This is a genomic window from Providencia sp. PROV033 (assembly GCF_028484855.1).
In the GTDB taxonomy this organism is placed as follows: domain Bacteria; phylum Pseudomonadota; class Gammaproteobacteria; order Enterobacterales; family Enterobacteriaceae; genus Providencia; species Providencia alcalifaciens.
The window spans coordinates 25,902-45,811 of the sequence record NZ_JAMPSW010000025.1 but is presented as its reverse complement, the minus strand read 5'-3'; the positions used below and the strand labels follow the sequence as shown (position 1 = coordinate 45,811).

23 protein-coding genes are annotated in these 19,910 nt (G+C 43.7%); 13 read left to right on the top strand and 10 right to left on the bottom strand.

Annotated features, from left to right (window positions below; genetic code table 11):
• The first annotated feature begins 158 nt into the window (after positions 1–158).
• From PSF16_RS06635 to PSF16_RS06625, 3 genes are read left to right on the top strand one after another with little or no spacing between them, the layout of a single operon-like run.
• Complete coding sequence (locus tag PSF16_RS06635) at positions 159–530, top strand: ArsC family reductase (protein ID WP_006661614.1); 372 nt, start codon at positions 159–161, stop codon at positions 528–530.
• 11 nt (positions 531–541) lie between these two features.
• Positions 542–1,672 carry a succinyl-diaminopimelate desuccinylase gene (gene dapE / locus PSF16_RS06630; RefSeq protein WP_272688996.1) on the top strand — a complete coding sequence of 377 codons (1,131 nt, stop codon included), beginning with the start codon at positions 542–544 and terminating at the stop codon, positions 1,670–1,672.
• On the top strand, positions 1,669–2,337 hold the full coding sequence (locus PSF16_RS06625) for a M15 family metallopeptidase (protein ID WP_006658877.1): 669 nt from the start codon (positions 1,669–1,671) through the stop codon (positions 2,335–2,337). Before dapE ends, PSF16_RS06625 begins: the two co-directional genes overlap by 4 nt.
• A gap of 44 nt (positions 2,338–2,381) precedes the next feature.
• Here PSF16_RS06625 and PSF16_RS06620 read toward each other — a convergent pair whose 3' ends face one another.
• On the bottom strand, positions 2,382–2,780 hold the full coding sequence (locus tag PSF16_RS06620; protein WP_006658878.1) for a DUF454 family protein: 399 nt from the start codon (positions 2,778–2,780) through the stop codon (positions 2,382–2,384).
• A 111-nt stretch (positions 2,781–2,891) separates the two neighbouring features.
• Here PSF16_RS06620 and PSF16_RS06615 point away from each other — a divergent pair, with 111 nt between their 5' ends.
• Positions 2,892–3,086 (top strand): YpfN family protein, encoded by a 195-nt coding sequence (locus PSF16_RS06615; protein WP_006658879.1) that lies wholly within the window; start codon positions 2,892–2,894, stop codon positions 3,084–3,086.
• Here the strand turns inward: PSF16_RS06615 and PSF16_RS06610 are convergent.
• Both PSF16_RS06610 and PSF16_RS06605 read right to left on the bottom strand, forming a co-directional pair.
• Entirely contained in the window at positions 3,067–5,100 is a 2,034-nt protein-coding gene (locus tag PSF16_RS06610; protein WP_272688995.1) for a tRNA(Met) cytidine acetyltransferase TmcA, read from the bottom strand. The genes PSF16_RS06615 and PSF16_RS06610 overlap by 20 nt on opposite strands.
• Before the next feature lie 8 nt (positions 5,101–5,108).
• Entirely contained in the window at positions 5,109–5,561 is a 453-nt protein-coding gene (locus PSF16_RS06605; RefSeq protein WP_006658881.1) for a DUF441 domain-containing protein, read from the bottom strand.
• 395 nt (positions 5,562–5,956) lie between these two features.
• Between PSF16_RS06605 and PSF16_RS06600 the strand changes: the two genes are divergently transcribed.
• From PSF16_RS06600 to PSF16_RS06580, 5 genes are all read left to right on the top strand, one after another.
• Entirely contained in the window at positions 5,957–6,382 is a 426-nt protein-coding gene (locus PSF16_RS06600; protein WP_006658883.1) for a PPC domain-containing DNA-binding protein, read from the top strand.
• A 63-nt stretch (positions 6,383–6,445) separates the two neighbouring features.
• On the top strand, positions 6,446–7,027 hold the full coding sequence (locus tag PSF16_RS06595) for a hypothetical protein (RefSeq protein ID WP_006661611.1): 582 nt from the start codon (positions 6,446–6,448) through the stop codon (positions 7,025–7,027).
• Positions 7,028–7,035: 8 nt separating this feature from the next.
• The gene (locus PSF16_RS06590; RefSeq protein ID WP_006661610.1) at positions 7,036–7,740 is read left to right on the top strand and encodes an energy-coupling factor transporter transmembrane component T; all 705 of its coding nucleotides are present in this window, start codon (positions 7,036–7,038) and stop codon (positions 7,738–7,740) included.
• On the top strand, positions 7,731–8,576 hold the full coding sequence (locus PSF16_RS06585; RefSeq protein ID WP_272688994.1) for an energy-coupling factor ABC transporter ATP-binding protein: 846 nt from the start codon (positions 7,731–7,733) through the stop codon (positions 8,574–8,576). Before PSF16_RS06590 ends, PSF16_RS06585 begins: the two co-directional genes overlap by 10 nt.
• Positions 8,560–9,366, top strand: a complete 807-nt coding sequence (locus tag PSF16_RS06580) for an energy-coupling factor ABC transporter ATP-binding protein (protein WP_036979430.1) — start codon at positions 8,560–8,562, stop codon at positions 9,364–9,366. Before PSF16_RS06585 ends, PSF16_RS06580 begins: the two co-directional genes overlap by 17 nt.
• Before the next feature lie 68 nt (positions 9,367–9,434).
• On the opposite strand, the gene purC is transcribed toward PSF16_RS06580, so the two are convergent.
• From purC to dapA, 4 genes are all read right to left on the bottom strand, one after another.
• A complete protein-coding gene (gene purC / locus PSF16_RS06575) occupies positions 9,435–10,148 on the bottom strand; it encodes a phosphoribosylaminoimidazolesuccinocarboxamide synthase (protein WP_006658888.1) in 714 nt (237 codons plus the stop codon).
• 333 nt (positions 10,149–10,481) lie between these two features.
• Entirely contained in the window at positions 10,482–11,159 is a 678-nt protein-coding gene (locus tag PSF16_RS06570) for a hypothetical protein (RefSeq protein WP_272688993.1), read from the bottom strand.
• 161 nt (positions 11,160–11,320) lie between these two features.
• A complete protein-coding gene (gene bamC, locus PSF16_RS06565; protein WP_006661606.1) occupies positions 11,321–12,373 on the bottom strand; it encodes an outer membrane protein assembly factor BamC in 1,053 nt (350 codons plus the stop codon).
• A gap of 16 nt (positions 12,374–12,389) precedes the next feature.
• Positions 12,390–13,298 carry a 4-hydroxy-tetrahydrodipicolinate synthase gene (gene dapA / locus PSF16_RS06560; RefSeq protein WP_006661605.1) on the bottom strand — a complete coding sequence of 303 codons (909 nt, stop codon included), beginning with the start codon at positions 13,296–13,298 and terminating at the stop codon, positions 12,390–12,392.
• 249 nt (positions 13,299–13,547) lie between these two features.
• On the opposite strand from dapA, the gene PSF16_RS06555 reads away from it, so the two are divergent.
• Both PSF16_RS06555 and bcp read left to right on the top strand, forming a co-directional pair.
• On the top strand, positions 13,548–14,105 hold the full coding sequence (locus PSF16_RS06555) for a glycine cleavage system transcriptional repressor (RefSeq protein ID WP_006658892.1): 558 nt from the start codon (positions 13,548–13,550) through the stop codon (positions 14,103–14,105).
• 14 nt (positions 14,106–14,119) lie between these two features.
• On the top strand, positions 14,120–14,590 hold the full coding sequence (gene bcp / locus PSF16_RS06550) for a thioredoxin-dependent thiol peroxidase (RefSeq protein WP_006658893.1): 471 nt from the start codon (positions 14,120–14,122) through the stop codon (positions 14,588–14,590).
• Between the two features lie 40 nt (positions 14,591–14,630).
• Here the strand turns inward: bcp and PSF16_RS06545 are convergent, their stop codons facing one another.
• Positions 14,631–15,716: an AI-2E family transporter gene (locus PSF16_RS06545; protein ID WP_006658894.1), complete on the bottom strand. Its 1,086-nt coding sequence runs from the start codon at positions 15,714–15,716 to the stop codon at positions 14,631–14,633.
• Positions 15,717–15,859: 143 nt separating this feature from the next.
• Between PSF16_RS06545 and PSF16_RS06540 the strand changes: the two genes are divergently transcribed.
• Together PSF16_RS06540 and arsC are read left to right on the top strand one after the other, a co-directional pair.
• Positions 15,860–17,326 carry a beta-barrel assembly-enhancing protease gene (locus tag PSF16_RS06540; RefSeq protein ID WP_006661604.1) on the top strand — a complete coding sequence of 489 codons (1,467 nt, stop codon included), beginning with the start codon at positions 15,860–15,862 and terminating at the stop codon, positions 17,324–17,326.
• Between the two features lie 12 nt (positions 17,327–17,338).
• On the top strand, positions 17,339–17,695 hold the full coding sequence (gene arsC / locus PSF16_RS06535) for an arsenate reductase (glutaredoxin) (RefSeq protein ID WP_006661603.1): 357 nt from the start codon (positions 17,339–17,341) through the stop codon (positions 17,693–17,695).
• Between the two features lie 50 nt (positions 17,696–17,745).
• On the opposite strand, the gene hda is transcribed toward arsC, so the two are convergent.
• Both hda and uraA read right to left on the bottom strand, forming a co-directional pair.
• A complete protein-coding gene (hda, locus tag PSF16_RS06530) occupies positions 17,746–18,468 on the bottom strand; it encodes a DnaA inactivator Hda (RefSeq protein ID WP_036961411.1) in 723 nt (240 codons plus the stop codon).
• Between the two features lie 109 nt (positions 18,469–18,577).
• Complete coding sequence (uraA, locus tag PSF16_RS06525) at positions 18,578–19,873, bottom strand: uracil permease (RefSeq protein WP_036979432.1); 1,296 nt, start codon at positions 19,871–19,873, stop codon at positions 18,578–18,580.
• Positions 19,874–19,910: the final 37 nt, after the last annotated feature.

Genomic DNA, 19,910 nt, shown 5'->3' with positions numbered 1-19,910 from the left:
GTTATCCATTTATAAAATCATGAATATTAACTCCGCTTTAGTTATTATTAAATCGCTTTTAATATTAATAAATCTTTTCGATTCAAGGGGGTAGACCACAATTGTATTTTCCCGCATTATGTATGGCATAACATTGTTCGCCATCAGAGGAAAATCATATGTCCAATACCCCTGTGCCCCCTTATACCATGTATGGGATTAAAAACTGCGATACCATTAAAAAAGCACGCCGTTACTTAGACGATAATGCAATCGGCTACCAATTCCATGACTATCGCGTTGATGGCATTACAGATGAGCTTCTCTCCACATTTTTACAGCATATCGATTGGGAAACGCTTGTGAACAAACGAGGTACCACTTGGCGTAAACTGAGTGATGAAGAAAAAAATGCCGTTATTGATGCAGACAGCGCCAAGAAAGTACTACTCGCTGAACCAGCAATGATCAAGCGCCCTATCCTTGTCTCCGCAGACCACCGTTACCTTGTCGGATTCAATGCTGACGACTACCAATCATTCACACGATAAAAGGTGACTCAATGAACTGCCCTGTCATCGAACTTGCACAACAACTTATTGCACGCCCATCAATCAGCCCTGATGACCAAGGTTGCCAAGATTTACTGATTGAACGTTTGAATAACATCGGTTTTACTGTCGAAAAAATGCCATTTGGCGATACGCTTAATTTTTGGGCTCATCGCGGCAACGCAGGTAAAACACTTGCGTTTGCTGGACACACAGATGTTGTCCCTGCTGGCGATCATAGCAAGTGGCAGACGCCGCCATTCACGCCAACCATTATCAATCAGCATTTATATGGGCGTGGCGCCGCTGATATGAAAGGCTCTATTGCCGCGATGGTCGTGGCCGCTGAGCGCTTTGTCGAAAAATATCCGACTCATACGGGACGTCTCGCATTTTTGATTACCTCTGATGAAGAGGCTAAAGCGACCCACGGAACTGTTAAAGTCGTTGAAACATTACAAGCTCGCCATGAATCCGTCGATTACTGCTTAGTAGGGGAACCGTCGAGCCAATCTGCGCTTGGCGATATCATTAAAAATGGTCGTCGAGGCTCTATCACCGCCCACTTAACCATTTTAGGCACACAAGGGCACGTCGCTTACCCACACCTTGCAGACAACCCCGTGCATCGCGCAACAAACTTTCTTCAAGAATTAGTCACAACCAAATGGGATGACGGTAACCAATACTTCCCTGCCACCAGCATGCAAATTGCCAATATTAATGCGGGTACGGGTGCAGATAACGTGATCCCTGGAGAGCTAAAGGTACAATTCAACTTCCGCTTTAGTACGGAATTGACTGACACCATAATCCGTGAACGCGTCACGGACATGCTTGAGCGCCATGGTCTGGCTTATCGCTTAGAATGGTTCTTATCCGGTCAGCCTTTCTTAACAGGTGACAGTGAATTAGTGAGTGCAACCGTCCAAGCTATCCATGAAGTTACAGGGCGTGAAACCACACTATCCACCAGCGGCGGTACATCTGACGGGCGTTTTATTGCGCAAATGGGTACCCATGTGATTGAATTGGGCCCACTGAATGCCACCATCCATAAAGTGGATGAGTGCGTTAGCACCGAGGATTTACAACAGCTCGCTGTCATTTATGAGCGCATCATGGAGTTACTACTACTATGATCACCATCGAGATGCTTACAGGGCGTTCCACCGACCATTTAGTCACATTAGGCGGTCATCATCGACTGCAATTTAATACCACTAAAGCCTTTCTTGCTATGCAACAAGCTGCGGCACGCGCAGGATTCAAGTTACAATCTGCCAGCGCATTTCGCGACTTTGCTCGTCAACAGGTGATTTGGAATGAAAAATTTGCAGGTCAACGTCCTGTTCTCGATACACACAGCCAACCGCTAGACATTTCGACCTTAACTGAAGGGCAGCTGTGTGAAGCGATTTTGCATTGGTCTGCGTTGCCCGGTGCTAGCCGCCATCATTGGGGAACTGAAATTGATGTTTACGATCCGCTACGGATCCCCGCTGGACAAACATTGCAATTGGAACCGTGGGAATACCAAGAAGGTGGGTATTTCGCTGAGTTAAATGATTGGCTCACCGATAATATGGCAACGTTTGATTTCTATCGCCCTTTTACTGCTACAGATGCCGGTGTAGCAGAAGAACCTTGGCACATTAGTTACTGGCCGTTGTCCCATGAAGCAGAGCAGTTATTAACGCCAGACATTATCAAACAGGTACTCACTGAGGAAGATATTAGCGGGAAAAACTGGTTACTCGCTAACCTTGAATATGTGTTTAACCGCTATATTAAAGTGCCGGATTAATGTTTATTGTCACTCGGTGCCTTACTGAGTGACATTTTTCTACTTTATAACTCAGTCTTACTCTGCTGAGTTTCCGTGGCATCCACTACAGGTAAACGGTACATAAAAATCAGCAACCAACACATTCCCACGAATAGCCCGATTTTTAACCACCCATAACTGACCACCCAAATCGAAAATGCAAATGTCAGGACGATGAGCGTCATCGCTTTCGGTTTTACACCTTTAGGTAATGCCCGATAAGTCTGCCAGTGACGTAAATAACCGCCAAACCATGAGCGATACAATAGCCAATTATGAAAACGTGGGGATGAACGAGAAAAACACCATGCTGCCAGTAATAAAAAACACGTTGTTGGCATCACAGGTAAAATTGCGCCTAAAAAGGCTAAGCCAACGGCAATCCACCCTACTGTAATGAATATGATCTTCTTTATATTCATTCCGGCTCTCCCGTTAAAACAAAAAACATGGTTAAATAACCCCACTTAAGCTAGCTAATTAGCAACGTTGGCTGCGCTACACATTATTATGATTAATATAAGAAGGCAAATATGCATTGGTTAGCCGATTATTGGTGGATCATTCTACTTTTATTGGTTGGCGTCATTTGGAATTCAGTTAAAGAAATGATGCGACTCGACCCCAAAAAATATTTAGACGACAAACCTAAAATTCCACCTCACCAAGATAATAATCACCTGTGGGACGATGAAGACGACGACTGGCCTAAGGACAAAAAACGCTAATTTGCTGTTTTAATCCGCGCGTCTGTTCAGCGTAATAATCATTCAACCATTGTGCAATTTCCATTCTTGCACGTTTTAGCCACTGTTTTTGCCCTGCTAAACCTAGCCGCTTTGCTGCCTGCTCGATGGATAGCCCTTGCTGGAAGTAATATCCAAGAGCAGTATTCACTATTTCATGCGAATGTTGTTGCTGAAAAACAGCTAAAAAGCGCTGTAGTGACGCCTCACTCGCCGCAAGCGAGCGGCTATAATGGCTAAAGCCGACTAATTCTAGCCAATCCCCAGCATCAAGTAGCTGCTCATATGTGCTTTTCAGATTAAATTCATCGAGATCATCACGCCAAAACAGATCTCGCTGTAAGCGATGTTGCCCCAGGTGGCAGATTGCCTGAGCTTCCGTAGATAACGGCAATATCGCCATTGCAGTATAACAGCCACTACTTGCCTCAATATGGCGCCCTATACGTAAAAGATGGAATCCCGCTGATTGCCAAAATGCCAATAAGTCAGGCGTCAAACCAAAACTCACCGAAAGAAAATCCAAACCATCCTGAACACCGCGTTCCACTTGTAATGCTAATAAGCGTTGCCCGATTTTTTGGCGGCGATATCGGGTCTGCACTGCAATCCTCATCACACGCCGAGAACGCAACCTCGATGCTTCAGGAAAATAACTATGCGCAGCAAGAGATTGCGCTACTAAATTTCCCCGAGGACGCCGTAATCCAGCCCAAATTTGCCAGCTTAAATGCGTCTCTAACCCTCCTTCATCCACCAACCAAACAGCCCCCATAACATCCTGATTATCTTGGCTTATCATCGCAAAATGTTGATGCTGAGCATCCAATAATCGTCGTAGATCCAGAGGTGACGTTCGATAATGTGCCGCCGTTAATAAACCATAAAACCCCTTCAGCAACTTAGGATCATCCGCAAGTTGTTGTTGGCTCAACAACTGTGTAATCGCTGGTGCATCGATAGTATGAGGGGATTCCACCTCACCTAACAAAAGACTCTGATTAATCACTTTTTCGAGCGGATCATCCTGCGCAAATCGAATCGGCTGAGTTAGCGATAACGCAGTAAAATTCTCAAGGCTATCGCAAAATTTAATCACAAATCCACGCCCAGTTCCTTCATACCCTTCGACTGTCGTCGTCATTAAAACCCGTGGAAAGTAGGCGATAATTTTTCGTAGCATGTGCGTTGGAATTGCAGCGGCTTCATCAATAATCAACCAATCTGCATCAATCGTTTGACCAAATTCGCAATAGTGTAAAAGCGCATCTGGTGCCCAAAATTCAAGTTCATGTTCCGCATACTCAGCCACTACACGGGTGGAAACTTTCGCTGGTGCACAACACCAGCACTTTCCCTGCCACTGTTTTATCAGCATCCCTGCAACTGTCGATTTTCCTCTTCCTCGAGGTGCGATCAATCCCCAAACACCGCAATTAGCGGACATTAATTGTTTCAGGGCATTGAGCTGCTGTTGAGTCGGTTGACCTAAAGGTGGAAACCATTTGGGGTGATCGGGTAGCAAATTCAAGAAACGTGGCTGGTTTTGTTCCACAACTAACACTTCGGGACAATTCAAAAATGTTCGCTGTAAATGATGGACAAAATTGGGAGTAGGGATTTGACCAAAGTGCTCATTCCAACGCTCACTATCCGCATCATTTTGACTTGCCCACGTTGACTGTGGCGGAGTACAGAGCACCAATAAACTACCCGCTTTTAATGTTCCCGCTAAGATAGCAAGGGCTTCGCTGTGCAGACCTTTACGTGCATCAAAGATGCCATGGGTGAATTCACGTCCCAGCAATAATTGCGCTTTTTCCGGTAGGATATTATTGGGTAACTCTGATGAAATACACAGCCAATCTCCCGCTAAATAACTTTGAATTTGCTGAAGTTCATTCGTGACCCATTCACTCTCACCTGATATCACCAGCAAACGGCGATAACCCACAGTTTGTAGCTGTTCAACAATTGCCTGTAATGATTTTTGCATAAGTCGCGCTACGATTTACCAACCAATAATGAGAGAATTCCAGCCGCAATCAACGGTCCGACAGGAACCCCGCGAAATAGTGCCACACCAATCACCGTACCGACTAATAATCCTGCAACAGTTGAAGGTTGGCTTCCCATGAGTGCCACCCCACGGCTCCCTAACCAAGAAACCAACACGCCAATCACTATTGCTAAGAGTGATTTCCAATTCAAAAATGAGCCTAATACATCATTTGCGGAGATCTTCCCACTGGCAATCGGCGCCATTACCCCTATTGTCAATATTAAAATACCAATAGTTAATCCGTATTTTTCTACCCAAGGAAAGAAATTATTCAGTGGCGTGATCCGTACAACCAACAGAAACAGCATGGCTAACGTCACCGTCATGTTATGGCTGATAATACCTAGCCCTGCCAGTACCAGCAAAATGATCAGTGTTGGATCAACTTGGCTCATAGATTTTCCCCTGTAAAATAAATACGTTGCAGTATTCCACTTTCACTGCATCCATAAAGTTTGTATGTTATTGATCTCGCGCTGAAGAGGCAAACATTCCTTCATCGCTCAGCACTATTTTCCATCGTTTATCTGAAAAACAGTTTACCTTAAAAACAACACTGTTTTTTGCTCAGCCTTGCAAACCAGATGAAAGCTTAAGCCAAATAATTAGAATATTTGGGACTCTACTTCCATTTTTTTCTGTTTTTCCCGACCTTCTCTATCAATCTTTTTCAAGATGCAGTGTGTTTCACTAAAAAACCCAGAAAAAATCGCCTTTCCCAGACAGCCATTTATCAATTCGTATAATAGATTACCAAAATCTATCAACATGATTCGCAAGGATCTTTGCTATGTCTCATTCTTTAGCAACTTACTCAAATGCGCGTTTTATCGCTCTACGCTTACGCCCAGGGGATGATGTTATTCTCACATTGCAACAACAGGTAAAGCACCACCAGCTACAAGCTGCATTTATTGCAGGCTGTGTCGGTAGTTTAACCGATGTTGCACTGCGCTTTGCGGGGCAAGAAGATACTCATCTGACATCCGGTAAATTTGAAATTGTATCGCTTATCGGGACACTCGATGCACAAGGTGAGCATCTCCATCTTGCAGTCTCCGATGAAAATGGACATATGCGTGGTGGGCATATGATGCCCGGCTGCACCGTCAGAACCACCCTCGAATTAATTATTGGCGAATTAGAAAATAATACATTTACCCGTGAGCATTGCACGCTTTCAGGGTATGAAGAATTGGTCATCACTTCGCGTTAACTATCATTCTGTCTTGATTTTTATTATGGCGTTAATTTTCAACTTCTAAGGGATATTTATTTCATGGCAAACTCGTCAATGATTTCAAGCCGCACACTGGCGCTAATTGTTTTCTCCATTGCAATCAATATGGTCGTTGGACAGCTAAGTTCTATGTTAAAGCTGCCTATCTTTTTGGATTCTATTGGAACGATTATCTGCGCACTTCTCGCGGGTCCTTGGGCTGCCTTATTTAGTGGCTTAGCAACGAACTTACTGTGGGGATTATTAAGTGGTCCTATCGCTGCGGCGTTTGCCCCTGTGGCAATGATGATTGGCTTAAGCGCAGGCTTACTCGCCCGCGCTGGCGGTTTTCGCACTCTGCCGCGTGTGATTTTATCGGGTGTAGTCATCACTTTTGCTCTGATGATTGTTGCCGTGCCTATCCGCACTTACTTATTTGCAGGTACCACCGGTAGTGGCGCAGACTTTTTTGTCGCCTATTTCCACGCCGTTGGTGAAAACTTATTAGAATCGGTCGCCATTACCGTCTTAGGTGCCAATATTGCCGATAAGATAATCTCTGCCATTGTCGCTTGGTTGCTTGTTCGTCGTTTACCAGAGCGCGTTCAGCGCACTTTCCCAAATATGGCTAAAGTACGCTAGGGGTCAAGATGCACCCTTTTACCTCATTAACCTTATGGCTCTGGTTTAGCGCTAGCACATTGATGCTACCACTCGGCTGGGGCTTGGTCTTTGTTGCTTTCGCTCCATTTGCCGCCGTCATTCTACGGTCCGCGTCGTATCACCGTTGGAAATTTATCGCATGGATTATGCTGCCGATGGCAGCAGGACTTTGGTTAATTCATGGAGGCTGGTTAAGCCAATTATTAACGGGTTCACCACCGCTTATCTCTCAGCAACAAAGTGCCATGGCTTTATGGCTACGCCTGCTAGCCATCATTAGTGCATCCCAATTATGGTTGCAATATGTCTCCACGGAGCAATTTATTCGTGCGTTGTTTGCAAGCCGTCTTCCTGCGAGTTTTGCCTATGTGCTCGCCGGTCCACTCTTACTGGCTGAACAGTTTCGCCAACAACTTGCGAGCATTCGAGAAGCGCAGCTTGCTCGGGGTGTCCCATTAGATGGTCACTTTTGGCAACGTATGACATCATTGCCCGCCCTCTTATTTCCACTGGTTAGCCAGACACTCAGCGAACTGACTGTGCGCAGTGCTGCACTCGATATGCGTGGTTTTCGTTATACTCGTCATCGCACTACTTTACATAAACCTATGGATAGCCGAAGCCAATATATCTGGCGCCTCGTTTTGTTGCTATTAATCGTCATTGAAGGAGCCTTTGCATTATGGTGGTAGATTTACAGCAACTGTCCTTTATCCCACAAGGTAGTGAAGAGCCTATTCTTGATGCTATTCACTTAGCCTTACCACAAGGACATTGGCATTGTATTCTGGGCGGTAATGGCAGCGGAAAAACCACATTTGCGCAACTGTTAGCGGGCTGGCTTCCTGATCAATTGATTGGCAAATTAATCGGCGATGGGCAAGTGCTTTCTCAGCGATTAGGAAAACAATCATTAGTTGAGTTATCAGTCGATCGCCAGTTAGTTCAGCAATCACCTCAATTACAGCTATCGGGATGCACTTTTACTGTTGCACAAGAAGTGGCATTTGGTCCTGAAAATTTGGGGTTGTCTCCTGAGGAAATTGTTCGTCGCGTTGAACAAGCTTTGGATTTGACATTCAGCCAGCATTTGCGTGATCGTCATCCTGCGACACTGTCTGGAGGCGAAGCTCAACGCGTCGTTCTAGCCAGTGCCCTCGCTATGTCTCCCCAGCTGTTGCTATTAGATGAAGCATTTAGTCGTCTCACGCCCGCAGCTACCTATCGACTATTAACACAACTCAAAAACTACAGTGAACAAACTGGTTGTAGTGTCATTCTATTGGAGCGCCACTTACTGCCTGCCTTGCATTTTTGTGATGATTTCTCACTACTTGAGCAAGGTAAAATCACCGCTCAAGGGGATATTAACTCCGTATTTCTACCCGCGCAAAATACCATCAATATGCCAGATGCATGGCGAGTGTTGGGTAAATTAATAGAAAATGGTATTTGGCAATCGGAAGTTCCATGCAAAGAACAGCAACTCATTCAAGGCATCGAGGCTTGCTATGCTGCAAATCAATAATTTAAGCTTTCAATGGGCACCTAAAACCGCGCCAGCTATTGCCGAGCTGTCATTTGCAATCCATGCTGGTGAATGGGTCGCTCTCGTCGGTGACAATGGCGCAGGAAAATCCACGTTATTACGCTTAATGGCAGGACTGTTATCGCCTTCTCATGGGGAGGTCAATTTCAATCAACACCCCATATCTTCATTACGTGCGATCGAGCGAGCACAGCACATTGGAATTTTATTCCAAGAGGCGGAAAAACAGATTTTTCACAGCACCGTAAAAGATGAAATTTTGTTTGGGTTACGCCGTAAAAAACTCAATCAATCTGACATCACGGAAAAGTTAGAACACGCTTTAGATTTATGTCATTTAACCGATGTCGCTGATAAACACCCTCTAGACTTGCATTCAGCCCAACGACGAATGGTCGCTGTTGCGTGTTTAACCGCTGTCGCACCTAAACTATTATTGTTAGATGAACCTAGCCGAGATTTCGACGCCCAGTGGCTCGGCTATTTTGAACAGTGGCTAGATTTTCAAAAGCAGCTTGGCACCACCGTTGTCACTATCAGCCATGATTTAGATTTTGCTGCGCGCTACTTTGAACGTGCCTTGCATTTGTCTCAGGGTCACTTAGTCGCGGATGGCAAGATTGATACCGTATTACGCCATCACGAGTTACAACCTAATTCAGCGTTACCTTCCCCCTCCTTACACGCCCTGAGCCAGCAATTAAATATACCGCCCCAAAACCATCCCATCTCTTGGGTTCAGCAATTTATGGCACAAATTCAGTCATAATGTACACGTAAAAAAATAGCCTGCAATTTGCAGGCTATCCTCTATTCGCTTAATACGCGGTTGAATACTTAGTCAAGCTTAACTCCAATACGGCGAGCCACTTCTTCGTAAGCTTCAATCAAACCACCAAGACTTTGACGGAAACGGTCTTTATCCATTTTGTTCAAGGTTTCTTTATCCCATAAACGGCTACCGTCTGGAGAAAACTCATCACCCAGAACCACTTCACCGTTGAACAGTCCAAATTCCAGTTTGAAGTCAACTAAGATAAGACCTGCATCAGCAAAAATCTGGCTTAAAACATCGTTCGCTTTGTAGCTCAGTTCGCGCATTTTCGCTAAGTTTTCTTTGCTCACCCAACCAAACGTTTCGCAGTAAGATTCATTCACCATTGGGTCGTGTTTGGCATCATCTTTCAGGAATAAGTCAAACAGAGGCGGGTTTAAAATCATCCCTTCTTCTACCCCAAGGCGCTTGACCAGCGATCCTGCCGCACGGTTACGAATAACGCATTCAACCGGCACCATATCCAGTTTTTTAACCAACGCTTCGGTGTCAGATAACAGGGCTTCCATTTGGGTAGGAATACCGGCTTCTTGCAATTTAGTCATAATAAAATGGTTAAATTTATTATTGACCATACCTTTGCGGTCAAACTGTTCGATACGCTCGCCATCGAGTGCTGATGTATCATTGCGGAACTCCAGAATGAGTAAATCTGGATCCTCTGTGGTATAGACCGTTTTTGCCTTGCCACGATACAACTCAGCTTTCTTTTGCATCTTAAACACTCCAGGGATGTGAATACACTCAATAGAAATCAACCTGCACAGCAGATTCAGATAAGTAACAGAAGAATAAACCGCTAAAAATGGCGGGTTCATTGTTAATTTTCTGCTCTGATTCAGTCAGTTATCAAAAAATAATCATGATATTGCTAACTAACTGATATTCAATATTTTATGATTAACTGCTAATTATGATAATAAAATTCTCACGCATACGCAAACGATTACTTAGCTGCAAATACTGATTTTTTGTCCATTTGTTTCACTGAGAATTTTAGGGTGGATAGATGTGCAGATGGGTAGTTATGTGCAGGCGCAGGAAAGCGACTAAAGTAATGGATGTTTGCTGATCACAATCAGCTTATGGGTATAGATGTCGATATCCCTGCCCCAAAGTTGATTAATCCATTGATCAAAGAATTCAGACTCAGTATGGATTTGTGTTAGTGGTCTGTCTTCAAGCGTGCCATCGGAAGCATAAATATAAAAGTTATTATAAAACGCCCAAACAATTGTTGTTTCCCAGAAACGCTGCCCATCACGGGTATGCTCTTCATCTGTCACCATAATACAGTGTGTATTTAAGAGGTATGCAAAGAAAATACTTGGCATCTCCCGTATGATGGATTTATGTTCTACCGCCATTGTGCGCCAAACTTTAATTTGAGTGCATGTGGTTTCACCAAAGACAATATCCGTGCGGAATCTCAGCTCCAGTAAGTAAACTGTTTCTGGTATTCCCTCCATCGCTAATAATCGATATTGTTCTTTTTTGAGTGACTTAACTAACCGATATCCCTTAGGGATAACATAGCCGGGTAAGTCAAAGTCCACAATTCCATCTCGAATAAAGCTTTCTGTATGACTCTGGTTATTTTCGGTACTGCGTAATTTATAATTAAATTCAGCCCCTGATATTTGTCTTGGCATCGAAGTACTATCACTCTTGGTCGTTGGTTTAGATGCGTTATTATCCACGACTTTTCCCTCATTATTAGCCTTCATTGACTGAAGTATATCCGAAAAATAACCTCTAATACATTCACCGTTAGAGTGACTATTAAGCGGTTTTATTACGTTTACATCACGTTTTTATCCGAAAAAAAAACGCCATCTCATAGGACGGCGTTTTCACTTAATAGAACAAATAAGTTAGCTATGTAAACTTACTTTTTCATTTGTGTTTTACTGAAAGCAGCTTTTAGTGCAGCCACCATTTCATCATTTTGTTTCTGAGTTAATGGTACGCCTTTAGTGTTGATAAACTGTAAGCTACTACGGTTATTCAAGTCACCCACTTGGACTTTATAGTCATTTTCTGGCACAGATGGATCGTCAATACCCAGCGCTTGCCATTCAGAACTGCTTAGACCTTTGTACGTCACCATGACAGATCCGGCTGAACGGCTACGGTCACCCACTTTCATGCCCACGCTTTCTAACGCGTGCGGTAAACGCTCCCAGACAGCATCATATGGTGCACGAACGATAACCACTGGTAAGCCTGTATCATCGCTGCCCGACTGAACGTCAATGATACCGTATGCGCTTTGCAGACTATTTTTGCTTGATGTATCACGCAAGGTGTACAGCGCATCCGTTAAATCGTTTAATAACAGCTTGTTATAACGCTGAATTTCAGCAGCATCCGTAACGGTTTCATTTCCTTGGCGTAAGCCTAAGTTAGTTACAGTGAGTGCAATCATCCCATTTTCAGGCTGAACAGTCACTTTATGGCGGCTTTCTAATGGGACGTTCTCATCCGCACGATCCCACTTAACCCAATCCGTTTCGATAGAACGAGAACCATCATTTTTCGTGGTAACAGGAATACCACGTTGTTCTAAAATCATGGTCACTTGTGACCATAACGCATTATTTTCAGGAGTATTATCTAGCAACAAACGGCTGGCATTTGCACTGTTTTCAGTACGTGAGCCCGCTAATTGTGAAATCGTCAGTACTGGTGGGCGAATATCTAGCGCTTTCCCAACTGCACCTGTTGAGGTCGTTTTAGGAATATCATATTCACCGTTAGTCGCTGGTAATGTGATCCCTTGTGGCGCATTTAATACTTTCAATGGCGCAGCATTAAGATATTCCTCATCACCACTAACCTGACGTTTATAGCGCTGATCGCTGGAGCAGGCTGCCAGTAACACGACAAGTGACAGGCCAGCAACCTTCATAACCTTCGATTTTTGCAATAATGTTGCCATTAAAATTCCCTAAATTTTACAGTAAACCCGCGAGTTTCAAGGCATCCTCAACCTTTTGCTGTCCAGATACTGTTAACGGTGTCATTGGTAACCGTAAAGTATCATCCGCAATAAGACCTAGACGATGACAAGCCCATTTCGCAGGGATTGGATTCGGCTCAACAAATAACTGATGATGAAGACCCATCAGCTGTTTATTCAATTCACGGGCCTCAGTATATTTGCCCGCAAGCGCTAAGTCACACATTTTTACCATCTGCGCAGCCGCGACGTTGGACGTGACCGAAATAACGCCCTTTCCACCGAGTTGCATAAAATCAAGCGCGGTAGCATCATCGCCGGAAAGCAGAACAAAGTGATCATCAACCAGCTCTTTGATTTGGTGAACCCGTGCTAAGTTCCCTGTGGCCTCTTTAATTGCCACAATATTCGCCAATTTCGCTAAGCGCCCCACAGTTTCAGGTAATAAATCACACCCAGTGCGTGATGGTACATTATAGAGCACTTGTGGCAAGCTGGTGTTTTCTGAAATTGCTTTAAAGTGTTGATATAACCCTTCTTGTGACGGTCTATTATAATAAGGTGTTACCGTCAGGCACGCAACTACACCACTGTTTTCAAACTCATTTGTTAGCGAAATCGCTTCTGCGGTCGCATTTGCGCCCGTTCCCGCAATAATAGGAATTCGACCATCAGCTAACTCAAGTGTCGCTTTCACTACATCAACGTGCTCTTTATGGCTTAATGTTGCTGATTCCCCTGTTGTTCCGACAGACACAATCGCAGAGGTTTTATTGGCAACATGGTAATCCACCAGCTGTTTTAAGCTTTTTCTATCAACGTTACCCGCTGAGTCCATCGGTGTGATCACCGCAACAATACTGCCTTGTAAAAAGTCTTTGTAGTTTACGTTTTGATTAGCCATCGCCATACCCCCTAAATAGATGAGTTTCCATGTTACTTTTTCATTTCACAGAAGAAAACCACCCAAACGCAAGATTTTAATGAATTTTGTTAATGCCGACGACATTAACTTAAATAGAAGTAATAATTCAGCCATATTTGTCGCAAGAGTGAATCGCCCCACTTGGCAGATTCACAATTTTATGGTTTCCTTACCACCATCATGAGTCAATATTATTGACCTAAATTTAGTCAAAATAAGGAAGATACTTTGCCTAAGACTGAACCGCAATTTCTTGTTATTACTGCGCTGGGAACAGATCGTCCGGGCATTGTGAATACAATTACGCGTCTTGTCAGTGAATGTGATTGTAATATTGAGGATAGTCGACTCGCCATGTTTGGCGAGGAATTTACGTTTATCATGATGTTATCCGGCAGTTGGAACGCTATCACGCTCCTAGAAGCGATTTTACCCGCTAAAGGGGCTGAGCTGGATTTACTGATCGTCATGAAGCGCACACACAGTGTACAAACAACGTACTATCCTTCTACTGTCACAGTGAATGTCACCGTGGATGATGCCCCGAGGATTATTGAGCAATTTACCAATTTATTTACCACTCAACAGTGTAATATTGCGGAATTAACGTCCAAAACTCAGCCTGCGACTGAAACACAACCGGCTCAATTGGAAATTCAAATTACAGCTCATGACCCATTGAATGATAATGGCATAATTATAAAGAATAAATTTCAACAACTATGTACAATGCTAAATGCCAAAGGCAACATCAGTATTGTTAACAATCCCAAAATGCAGAGTTAACGGAGATATATGTAATGAACCCATTGAAAGCCGGTGATAAGGCTCCTCAATTTAGCCTTCCTGACCAAGATGGTGAAATCATCAATCTTTCTGATTTCCAGGGTCAACGCGTATTAGTTTACTTTTATCCTAAAGCGATGACACCAGGCTGTACAGTTCAAGCATGTGGACTGCGTGATGAGATGGATACACTAAAAGCAAAAGGTGTCGAAGTTTTAGGTATTAGTACAGACAAACCAGAAAAATTGGCTCGTTTCGCTGAAAAAGAGTTATTAAACTTCACACTGTTATCCGATGAAGATCATCAAGTTTGTGAACAATTTGGTGTGTGGGGCGAAAAGCAATTTATGGGGAAAACCTATGATGGTATCCACCGCATTAGTTTCCTTGTGGATGCAAATGGCACCATCGAACATGTTTTTGACAATTTTAAAACCAGTAATCACCACGAAATTGTATTAGCGTACATCAACGCTAACACCTAATTACTAAAAGGGTTGCTTATTATTAAGCAACCCTTTTTCGTTACTGCTCTTCCCGTTTGTCTTGCATCTCAGCATCATTCAAATCTTGCGGCCACGCATTAATTACTGCTTTAATTAAGGTTGCGAGTGGGATAGCAAAAAATACGCCCCAGAATCCCCATAATCCACCAAAAATAACCACCGATAAAATGATGACGAGTGGGTGCAAGTTCACCGCTTCAGAGTACAGGAGTGGCACGACAATATTGCTGTCTAACCCTTGGATCACTAGATAGACAATAAACAGAGACCAAAATTCGGTTCCAATGCCCCACTGGAATAATGCCACCAGCACCACAGGAATCGTAGCGACTACCGCACCAATATAAGGGATCAGTACGGAAACCCCGACCAATACAGATAATAGAACGGAATAGCGCAAATCAAAATACGCAAATCCAATATAGGTAAACACGCCAACAATCACCATTTCAGTGACTTTCCCGCGCAAATAGTTGGTAATTTGTTGGTTCATTTCCAACCAAACTTTACTGACTAATAAACGATTTTTAGGCAATAATTTTAAAAAGCTTTTTGTGATTTTTTCTTTATCTTTTAATAAGAAAAACATCATTAATGGCACTAGAACCAAATACACCGCCAGCGTGAAAATACCAATCAGTGAAGCGACCGAGGCTTTAACCACGGAATCCGCAACAACGGATAATCGGCTACGCACGTTATCTGCCATCATATCGATAATGCCAGCATCAACCAACGCAGGATATTGTTCAGGTAATCGGCGGGCGAATTCACTAAAGCGATTGACCATGTTGGGTAAGTCCGCCACTAAGTTGATGCCTTGCTGCCATGCCGTCGGTGCAATAATTAAGATCACCATGGCACTTATTCCAGCAAATAAGGTCAAAATGATGCTAACCGCTAATACGCGGGAAAGCCCTAATCGTTGAAGTAAATGCGTTGGCCATTCAAGTAAATACGCCAAGACAATTGCGACTAACAATGGAGCCAGTATACTGCTGAAGAAAAAGATGACCAGAAAGCCGATAACCAGCAAACTAAACAAAGCAACAGCTTGCGGGTCAGCAAAGCGCCGACGGTACCATTGTAAAAACATTTCTAACATTCATTGGCTCCTGGGAATGTAAAACAAAGACAGTTCCTAAATTAAAGAAAATTATACCGAATAACAGATTTTACGATAGCTTTTGATATCATATCACCCAATTAATTCGCGTTTTCTGTAGGTAATAAGTGAAGATATGCATGATGACTAAAAAATTGAAATATCCACTGCTCGCTATACTGATGTCCGCACTGATCCACGGTGCTGTATTACCTGCTTATAGTGCTGTCGAGGACAGCTTGCCAGATATCGGCACAACCGCCGGTGGAACACTCAGCATTAACCAAGAAATTATTATGGGCGATGCTATCACTCGACAGATACGCGCCAGTACCCCGCTGATTTATGACCCATTATTAACTCAGTATGTTAATAAGTTAGGACAGCGTTTAGTCACTCATGCTGACTCTGTCAAAACCCCATTTCATTTTTATCTGGTGAATAACCCGAATATTAATGCTTACGCCTATTTTGGTGGTAACGTTGTTCTCCACTCCGCCCTATTTCGTTATAGCCAAAATGAGAGCCAACTAGCCTCCGTCATGGCGCATGAAATTTCTCACGTCACTCAGCGCCATCTTGCGCGAATGATGGAAGACCAAAAAGCCACAACACCGCTGGCAATCGCTGGTACTATAGGCTCCTTGTTGCTGGTCATGGCTAACCCTCAAGCAGGCTTTGCGGCATTAACGGGCACATTCGCAGGGATGCAGCAAGGCATGATCAGCTTTACACAAGCCAATGAACAAGAAGCTGACCGTATTGGTTTGCAAACGCTACGTCGCGCAGGGTTTGATCCACATGCAATGGCTGATTTCATGCAGATCATGTCAGACCAAACTCGCTATATGTCTAAACCACCTGAAATTTTGCTGACTCACCCCCTACCGGATAGCCGTTTAGCTGATGCCCGTAACCGTTCTAACCAATATCCGAAAGTTCACGCGCCATCTTCATTAGACTTTATGCTGGCGCGCGTACGTATTTTGTCTATGTACAGCCCCGCAGATCAACGAAATGCGCTAGACCAAATCATAGAAAATTACAGTAAAGGTAATGCCCAAGAGCAATTAGCGGCTAAGTATGGTAAAGCCTTGCTGTTATCCCAAGATAAAAAATACAGTGACGCTGGCGTGATTATTTCAGAATTACTCGCCAAACAACCGGATAACCCGTGGTTTATCGATTCCATGACGGATATCGACATTGAACAAGGTCAAAAGGGAAAAGCGATTTCACGCCTACAAGATGCGCTGAAAAAATCACCGAAAAATACCGTATTTATTGTCAATCTAGCAAATGCGTACGTCAATAACGGGCAGTATCAAGATGCAACGAAGCTATTGAATAAATACACGTTCGATTACCCAGATGACCCGATTGGCTGGGATCTTCTCGCGGAAGCGTCAGCGAAACTCGGCGATCGTAATGCTGAATTGGCAGCCTATGCGGAAGGCATGGCACTACGCGGGAATTATGACACCGCCATCAACTATTTAAGTGAAGCAAGCCGTAGAAGCCGCTTAGGCAGCTATGAGCAACAACGTTTTGATGCGCGAATCGATGAACTCACTCGATTAAAAGAGCGCGACAGCAACGCAAAACCGTAAGGAGCTAAAATAATGACGGATTCAGTTAAAATTTATCATAACCCACGCTGCTCTAAGAGCCGTGAAACACTGGGTTTATTGCAAGAAAAAGGTATCACGCCAATCGTTGTGGAGTATTTAACCACTCCACCTTCCGTTGCCGACATTGAAAAGCTCCTGAAGATGCTCGGATTCAGTGATGCTCGCCAGTTAATGCGCACCAAAGAAGATATCTACAAAGCGTTAAAATTATCGGATGATAGCTTAACGCAAGCACAACTAATTCAGGCTATGCATGACAACCCAAAACTCATTGAGCGCCCTATTGTCATCAAAGGTAAAAAAGCAAAGTTGGGTCGTCCACCTGAACAAGTGTTAGACATTTTATAAGTAGGCTATTTGGCAGACAATAAGTTGGCAGTCGATTGGCTGCCAACTTTCTATAATTTGAGAATATCTTTAACGAAAGGAATGGTCATTTTACGCTGAGCAACAATCGAGGCATGATCCAGCTTATTTAAGATATCAAACAAGGTGCCCATCTTTCTATCTAACCGTTTTAATACAAACCGACAGACATCCTCAGGCAATTCAAACCCACGAATACTCGCACGTAATTGAAGCGCACAGATTTTATCTTCATCACTTAAAGGATGCAGTTTATAAATTTGCCCCCAATCAAGACGGGAAGCTAAGTCAGGTAGTTTTAAATCGATTTGACGTGGTGGGCGGTCCCCGGTGATCAGCAGGCAAGTTCGACCAATTTCTAATATTCGGTTATACAAATTGAATATGGCCATTTCCCACTCTTCATCACCCGCAATGCATTGAATATTATCAATACACACAAGCGAAAGGTGTTCCATACCTTCAAGTACATCAGGGACAAAATACGCTCGTTTATCCAAAGGGACATAGCCGACTGCTACTCCTTGTTCGGATAATTCAGCACACGCAGCGTGCAGTAAGTGACTCTTACCGCCCCCTTCTCTTGACCAGTAATAGATATAACTACCATGAGGCTGGTTAATCGCCGTTTTTAACGCGGAAAGTAATCCCTCATTTTCTCCTGCATAAAAACTCGCGAAAGTTTCATCATCAGGAAGATAAAGTGGCAGTGAGAGTTGAGATGGTGTGTTCAGAAGCGCCTCTGATTGTGCAATTCAATTAACGCCATTGAGTTTATCATAAATAACAAGAAGAGATGAACAGCCTGACGGTTAATTGCCGGAGCTTTAGCCACTCCGGCAATCTATTTATCTTAGCTCTGACTTATTTTTTATTTTCGTCTAATACTTTGACTTCTGAAGTCACAAATTGTTTTTCTGGGCGAACAAACGTAATAAAGCGGAATAATAGTGCCATAAAAATACCCACGATAGTCGCCAACGCCATACCTTTCAGTTCAGCTTGTCCAATATGGATCACCGCACCACTCACACCGATGATTAAAATCACTGAGGTTAAAATCAGGTTTTGTGGTTTGTTATAATCCACTTTAGAGTCGATCAGAACGCGAATACCCGATGCACCGATCACCCCATACAGTAACAGTGAAACACCACCCATAACAGGTACTGGCACTAATTGAATTGCTGCGGCTAATTTGCCCACGCAAGAGAGTAAGATAGCGATAATTGCCGCGCCACCGATGACCCACGTACTGTATACCTTAGTAATCGCCATTACCCCGATGTTTTCACCGTAAGTGGTATTCGGCGTTGAACCAAAGAAACCAGACAACACGGTAGAGAAACCGTTTGCGAACATGGAACGATGTAAGCCAGGGTTTTTCATTAAGTCGCGCTCAACGATATTCGCGGTCACCACTAAGTGCCCAACGTGTTCAGCAATGACCACTAACGCCGCAGGCAGGATGGTTAAAATCGCAAACCACTCAAAACGCGGAGTATAGAAAGTCGGAATAGCAAACCATGGCGCTTCGATAACCGGCGTAAAGTCAACAATCCCCATAAAATAGGAAAGTGCGTAACCTGATAGGAAACCGATTAAGATTGGGATAATCGATAAGAATCCACGGAAAACCACCGCACACAAGATAGTGACCGACAATGTGGTGATCGAGATAATTAAGGTGCTTGAATCAACTGCTGCGCCTTCTTTTGGTAATAATCCCGCCATACCTGCTGCCGTTTGCGCTAATTCCAAACCGATAACCGCAACAATCGCTCCCATCGCTGCGGGTGGGAACATCACGTTGATCCAGCCGCGCCCTGCCACTTTGACAATCAATGCTACGATACAGAACAACACCCCGCAGATAATAAACCCGCCAAGCGCTAGCTCATACCCAAGAGGCAATAAAATTAATACTGGAGAAATAAAGGCGAAGCTCGACCCTAAATAAGCGGGAATTTTGCCCTTACAGATAAATAAATACAGCAGCGTCCCAATCCCGTTGAATAATAAAATCGTTGCCGGGTTCACGCCAAATAAAATAGGAACAATAACCGTTGCCCCAAACATGGCAAACAAATGTTGAAAGCTTAATGGAATGGTTTGTAGTAATGGTGGTCTTTCTTCAACACTTATCGTGCGGCGTGTCATGTTCTTCATCCTCTTTGCGTCATCAATATTATTTTTT

Bases quoted from the DNA above. Each gene is read 5' to 3' on its own strand.
- PSF16_RS06635 (WP_006661614.1), top strand. From the start codon at position 159: ATGTCCAATACCCCTGTGCCCCCTTATACCATGTATGGGATTAAAAAC.
- PSF16_RS06545 (WP_006658894.1), bottom strand. From the start codon at position 15,716: ATGTTAGAAATGTTTTTACAATGGTACCGTCGGCGCTTTGCTGACCCG.
- PSF16_RS06605 (WP_006658881.1), bottom strand. From the start codon at position 5,561: ATGAGCCAAGTTGATCCAACACTGATCATTTTGCTGGTACTGGCAGGG.
- PSF16_RS06615 (WP_006658879.1), top strand. From the start codon at position 2,892: ATGCATTGGTTAGCCGATTATTGGTGGATCATTCTACTTTTATTGGTT.
- PSF16_RS06620 (WP_006658878.1), bottom strand. From the start codon at position 2,780: ATGAATATAAAGAAGATCATATTCATTACAGTAGGGTGGATTGCCGTT.
- PSF16_RS06570 (WP_272688993.1), bottom strand. From the start codon at position 11,159: ATGAAGGCTAATAATGAGGGAAAAGTCGTGGATAATAACGCATCTAAA.
- PSF16_RS06585 (WP_272688994.1), top strand. From the start codon at position 7,731: ATGGTGGTAGATTTACAGCAACTGTCCTTTATCCCACAAGGTAGTGAA.
- PSF16_RS06625 (WP_006658877.1), top strand. From the start codon at position 1,669: ATGATCACCATCGAGATGCTTACAGGGCGTTCCACCGACCATTTAGTC.
- dapE (WP_272688996.1), top strand. From the start codon at position 542: ATGAACTGCCCTGTCATCGAACTTGCACAACAACTTATTGCACGCCCA.
- PSF16_RS06540 (WP_006661604.1), top strand. From the start codon at position 15,860: ATGACTAAAAAATTGAAATATCCACTGCTCGCTATACTGATGTCCGCA.
- PSF16_RS06580 (WP_036979430.1), top strand. From the start codon at position 8,560: ATGCTGCAAATCAATAATTTAAGCTTTCAATGGGCACCTAAAACCGCG.
- bcp (WP_006658893.1), top strand. From the start codon at position 14,120: ATGAACCCATTGAAAGCCGGTGATAAGGCTCCTCAATTTAGCCTTCCT.
- PSF16_RS06595 (WP_006661611.1), top strand. From the start codon at position 6,446: ATGGCAAACTCGTCAATGATTTCAAGCCGCACACTGGCGCTAATTGTT.
- PSF16_RS06600 (WP_006658883.1), top strand. From the start codon at position 5,957: ATGTCTCATTCTTTAGCAACTTACTCAAATGCGCGTTTTATCGCTCTA.
- PSF16_RS06610 (WP_272688995.1), bottom strand. From the start codon at position 5,100: ATGCAAAAATCATTACAGGCAATTGTTGAACAGCTACAAACTGTGGGT.
- PSF16_RS06590 (WP_006661610.1), top strand. From the start codon at position 7,036: ATGCACCCTTTTACCTCATTAACCTTATGGCTCTGGTTTAGCGCTAGC.
- bamC (WP_006661606.1), bottom strand. From the start codon at position 12,373: ATGGCAACATTATTGCAAAAATCGAAGGTTATGAAGGTTGCTGGCCTG.
- uraA (WP_036979432.1), bottom strand. From the start codon at position 19,873: ATGACACGCCGCACGATAAGTGTTGAAGAAAGACCACCATTACTACAA.
- arsC (WP_006661603.1), top strand. From the start codon at position 17,339: ATGACGGATTCAGTTAAAATTTATCATAACCCACGCTGCTCTAAGAGC.
- purC (WP_006658888.1), bottom strand. From the start codon at position 10,148: ATGCAAAAGAAAGCTGAGTTGTATCGTGGCAAGGCAAAAACGGTCTAT.
- dapA (WP_006661605.1), bottom strand. From the start codon at position 13,298: ATGGCTAATCAAAACGTAAACTACAAAGACTTTTTACAAGGCAGTATT.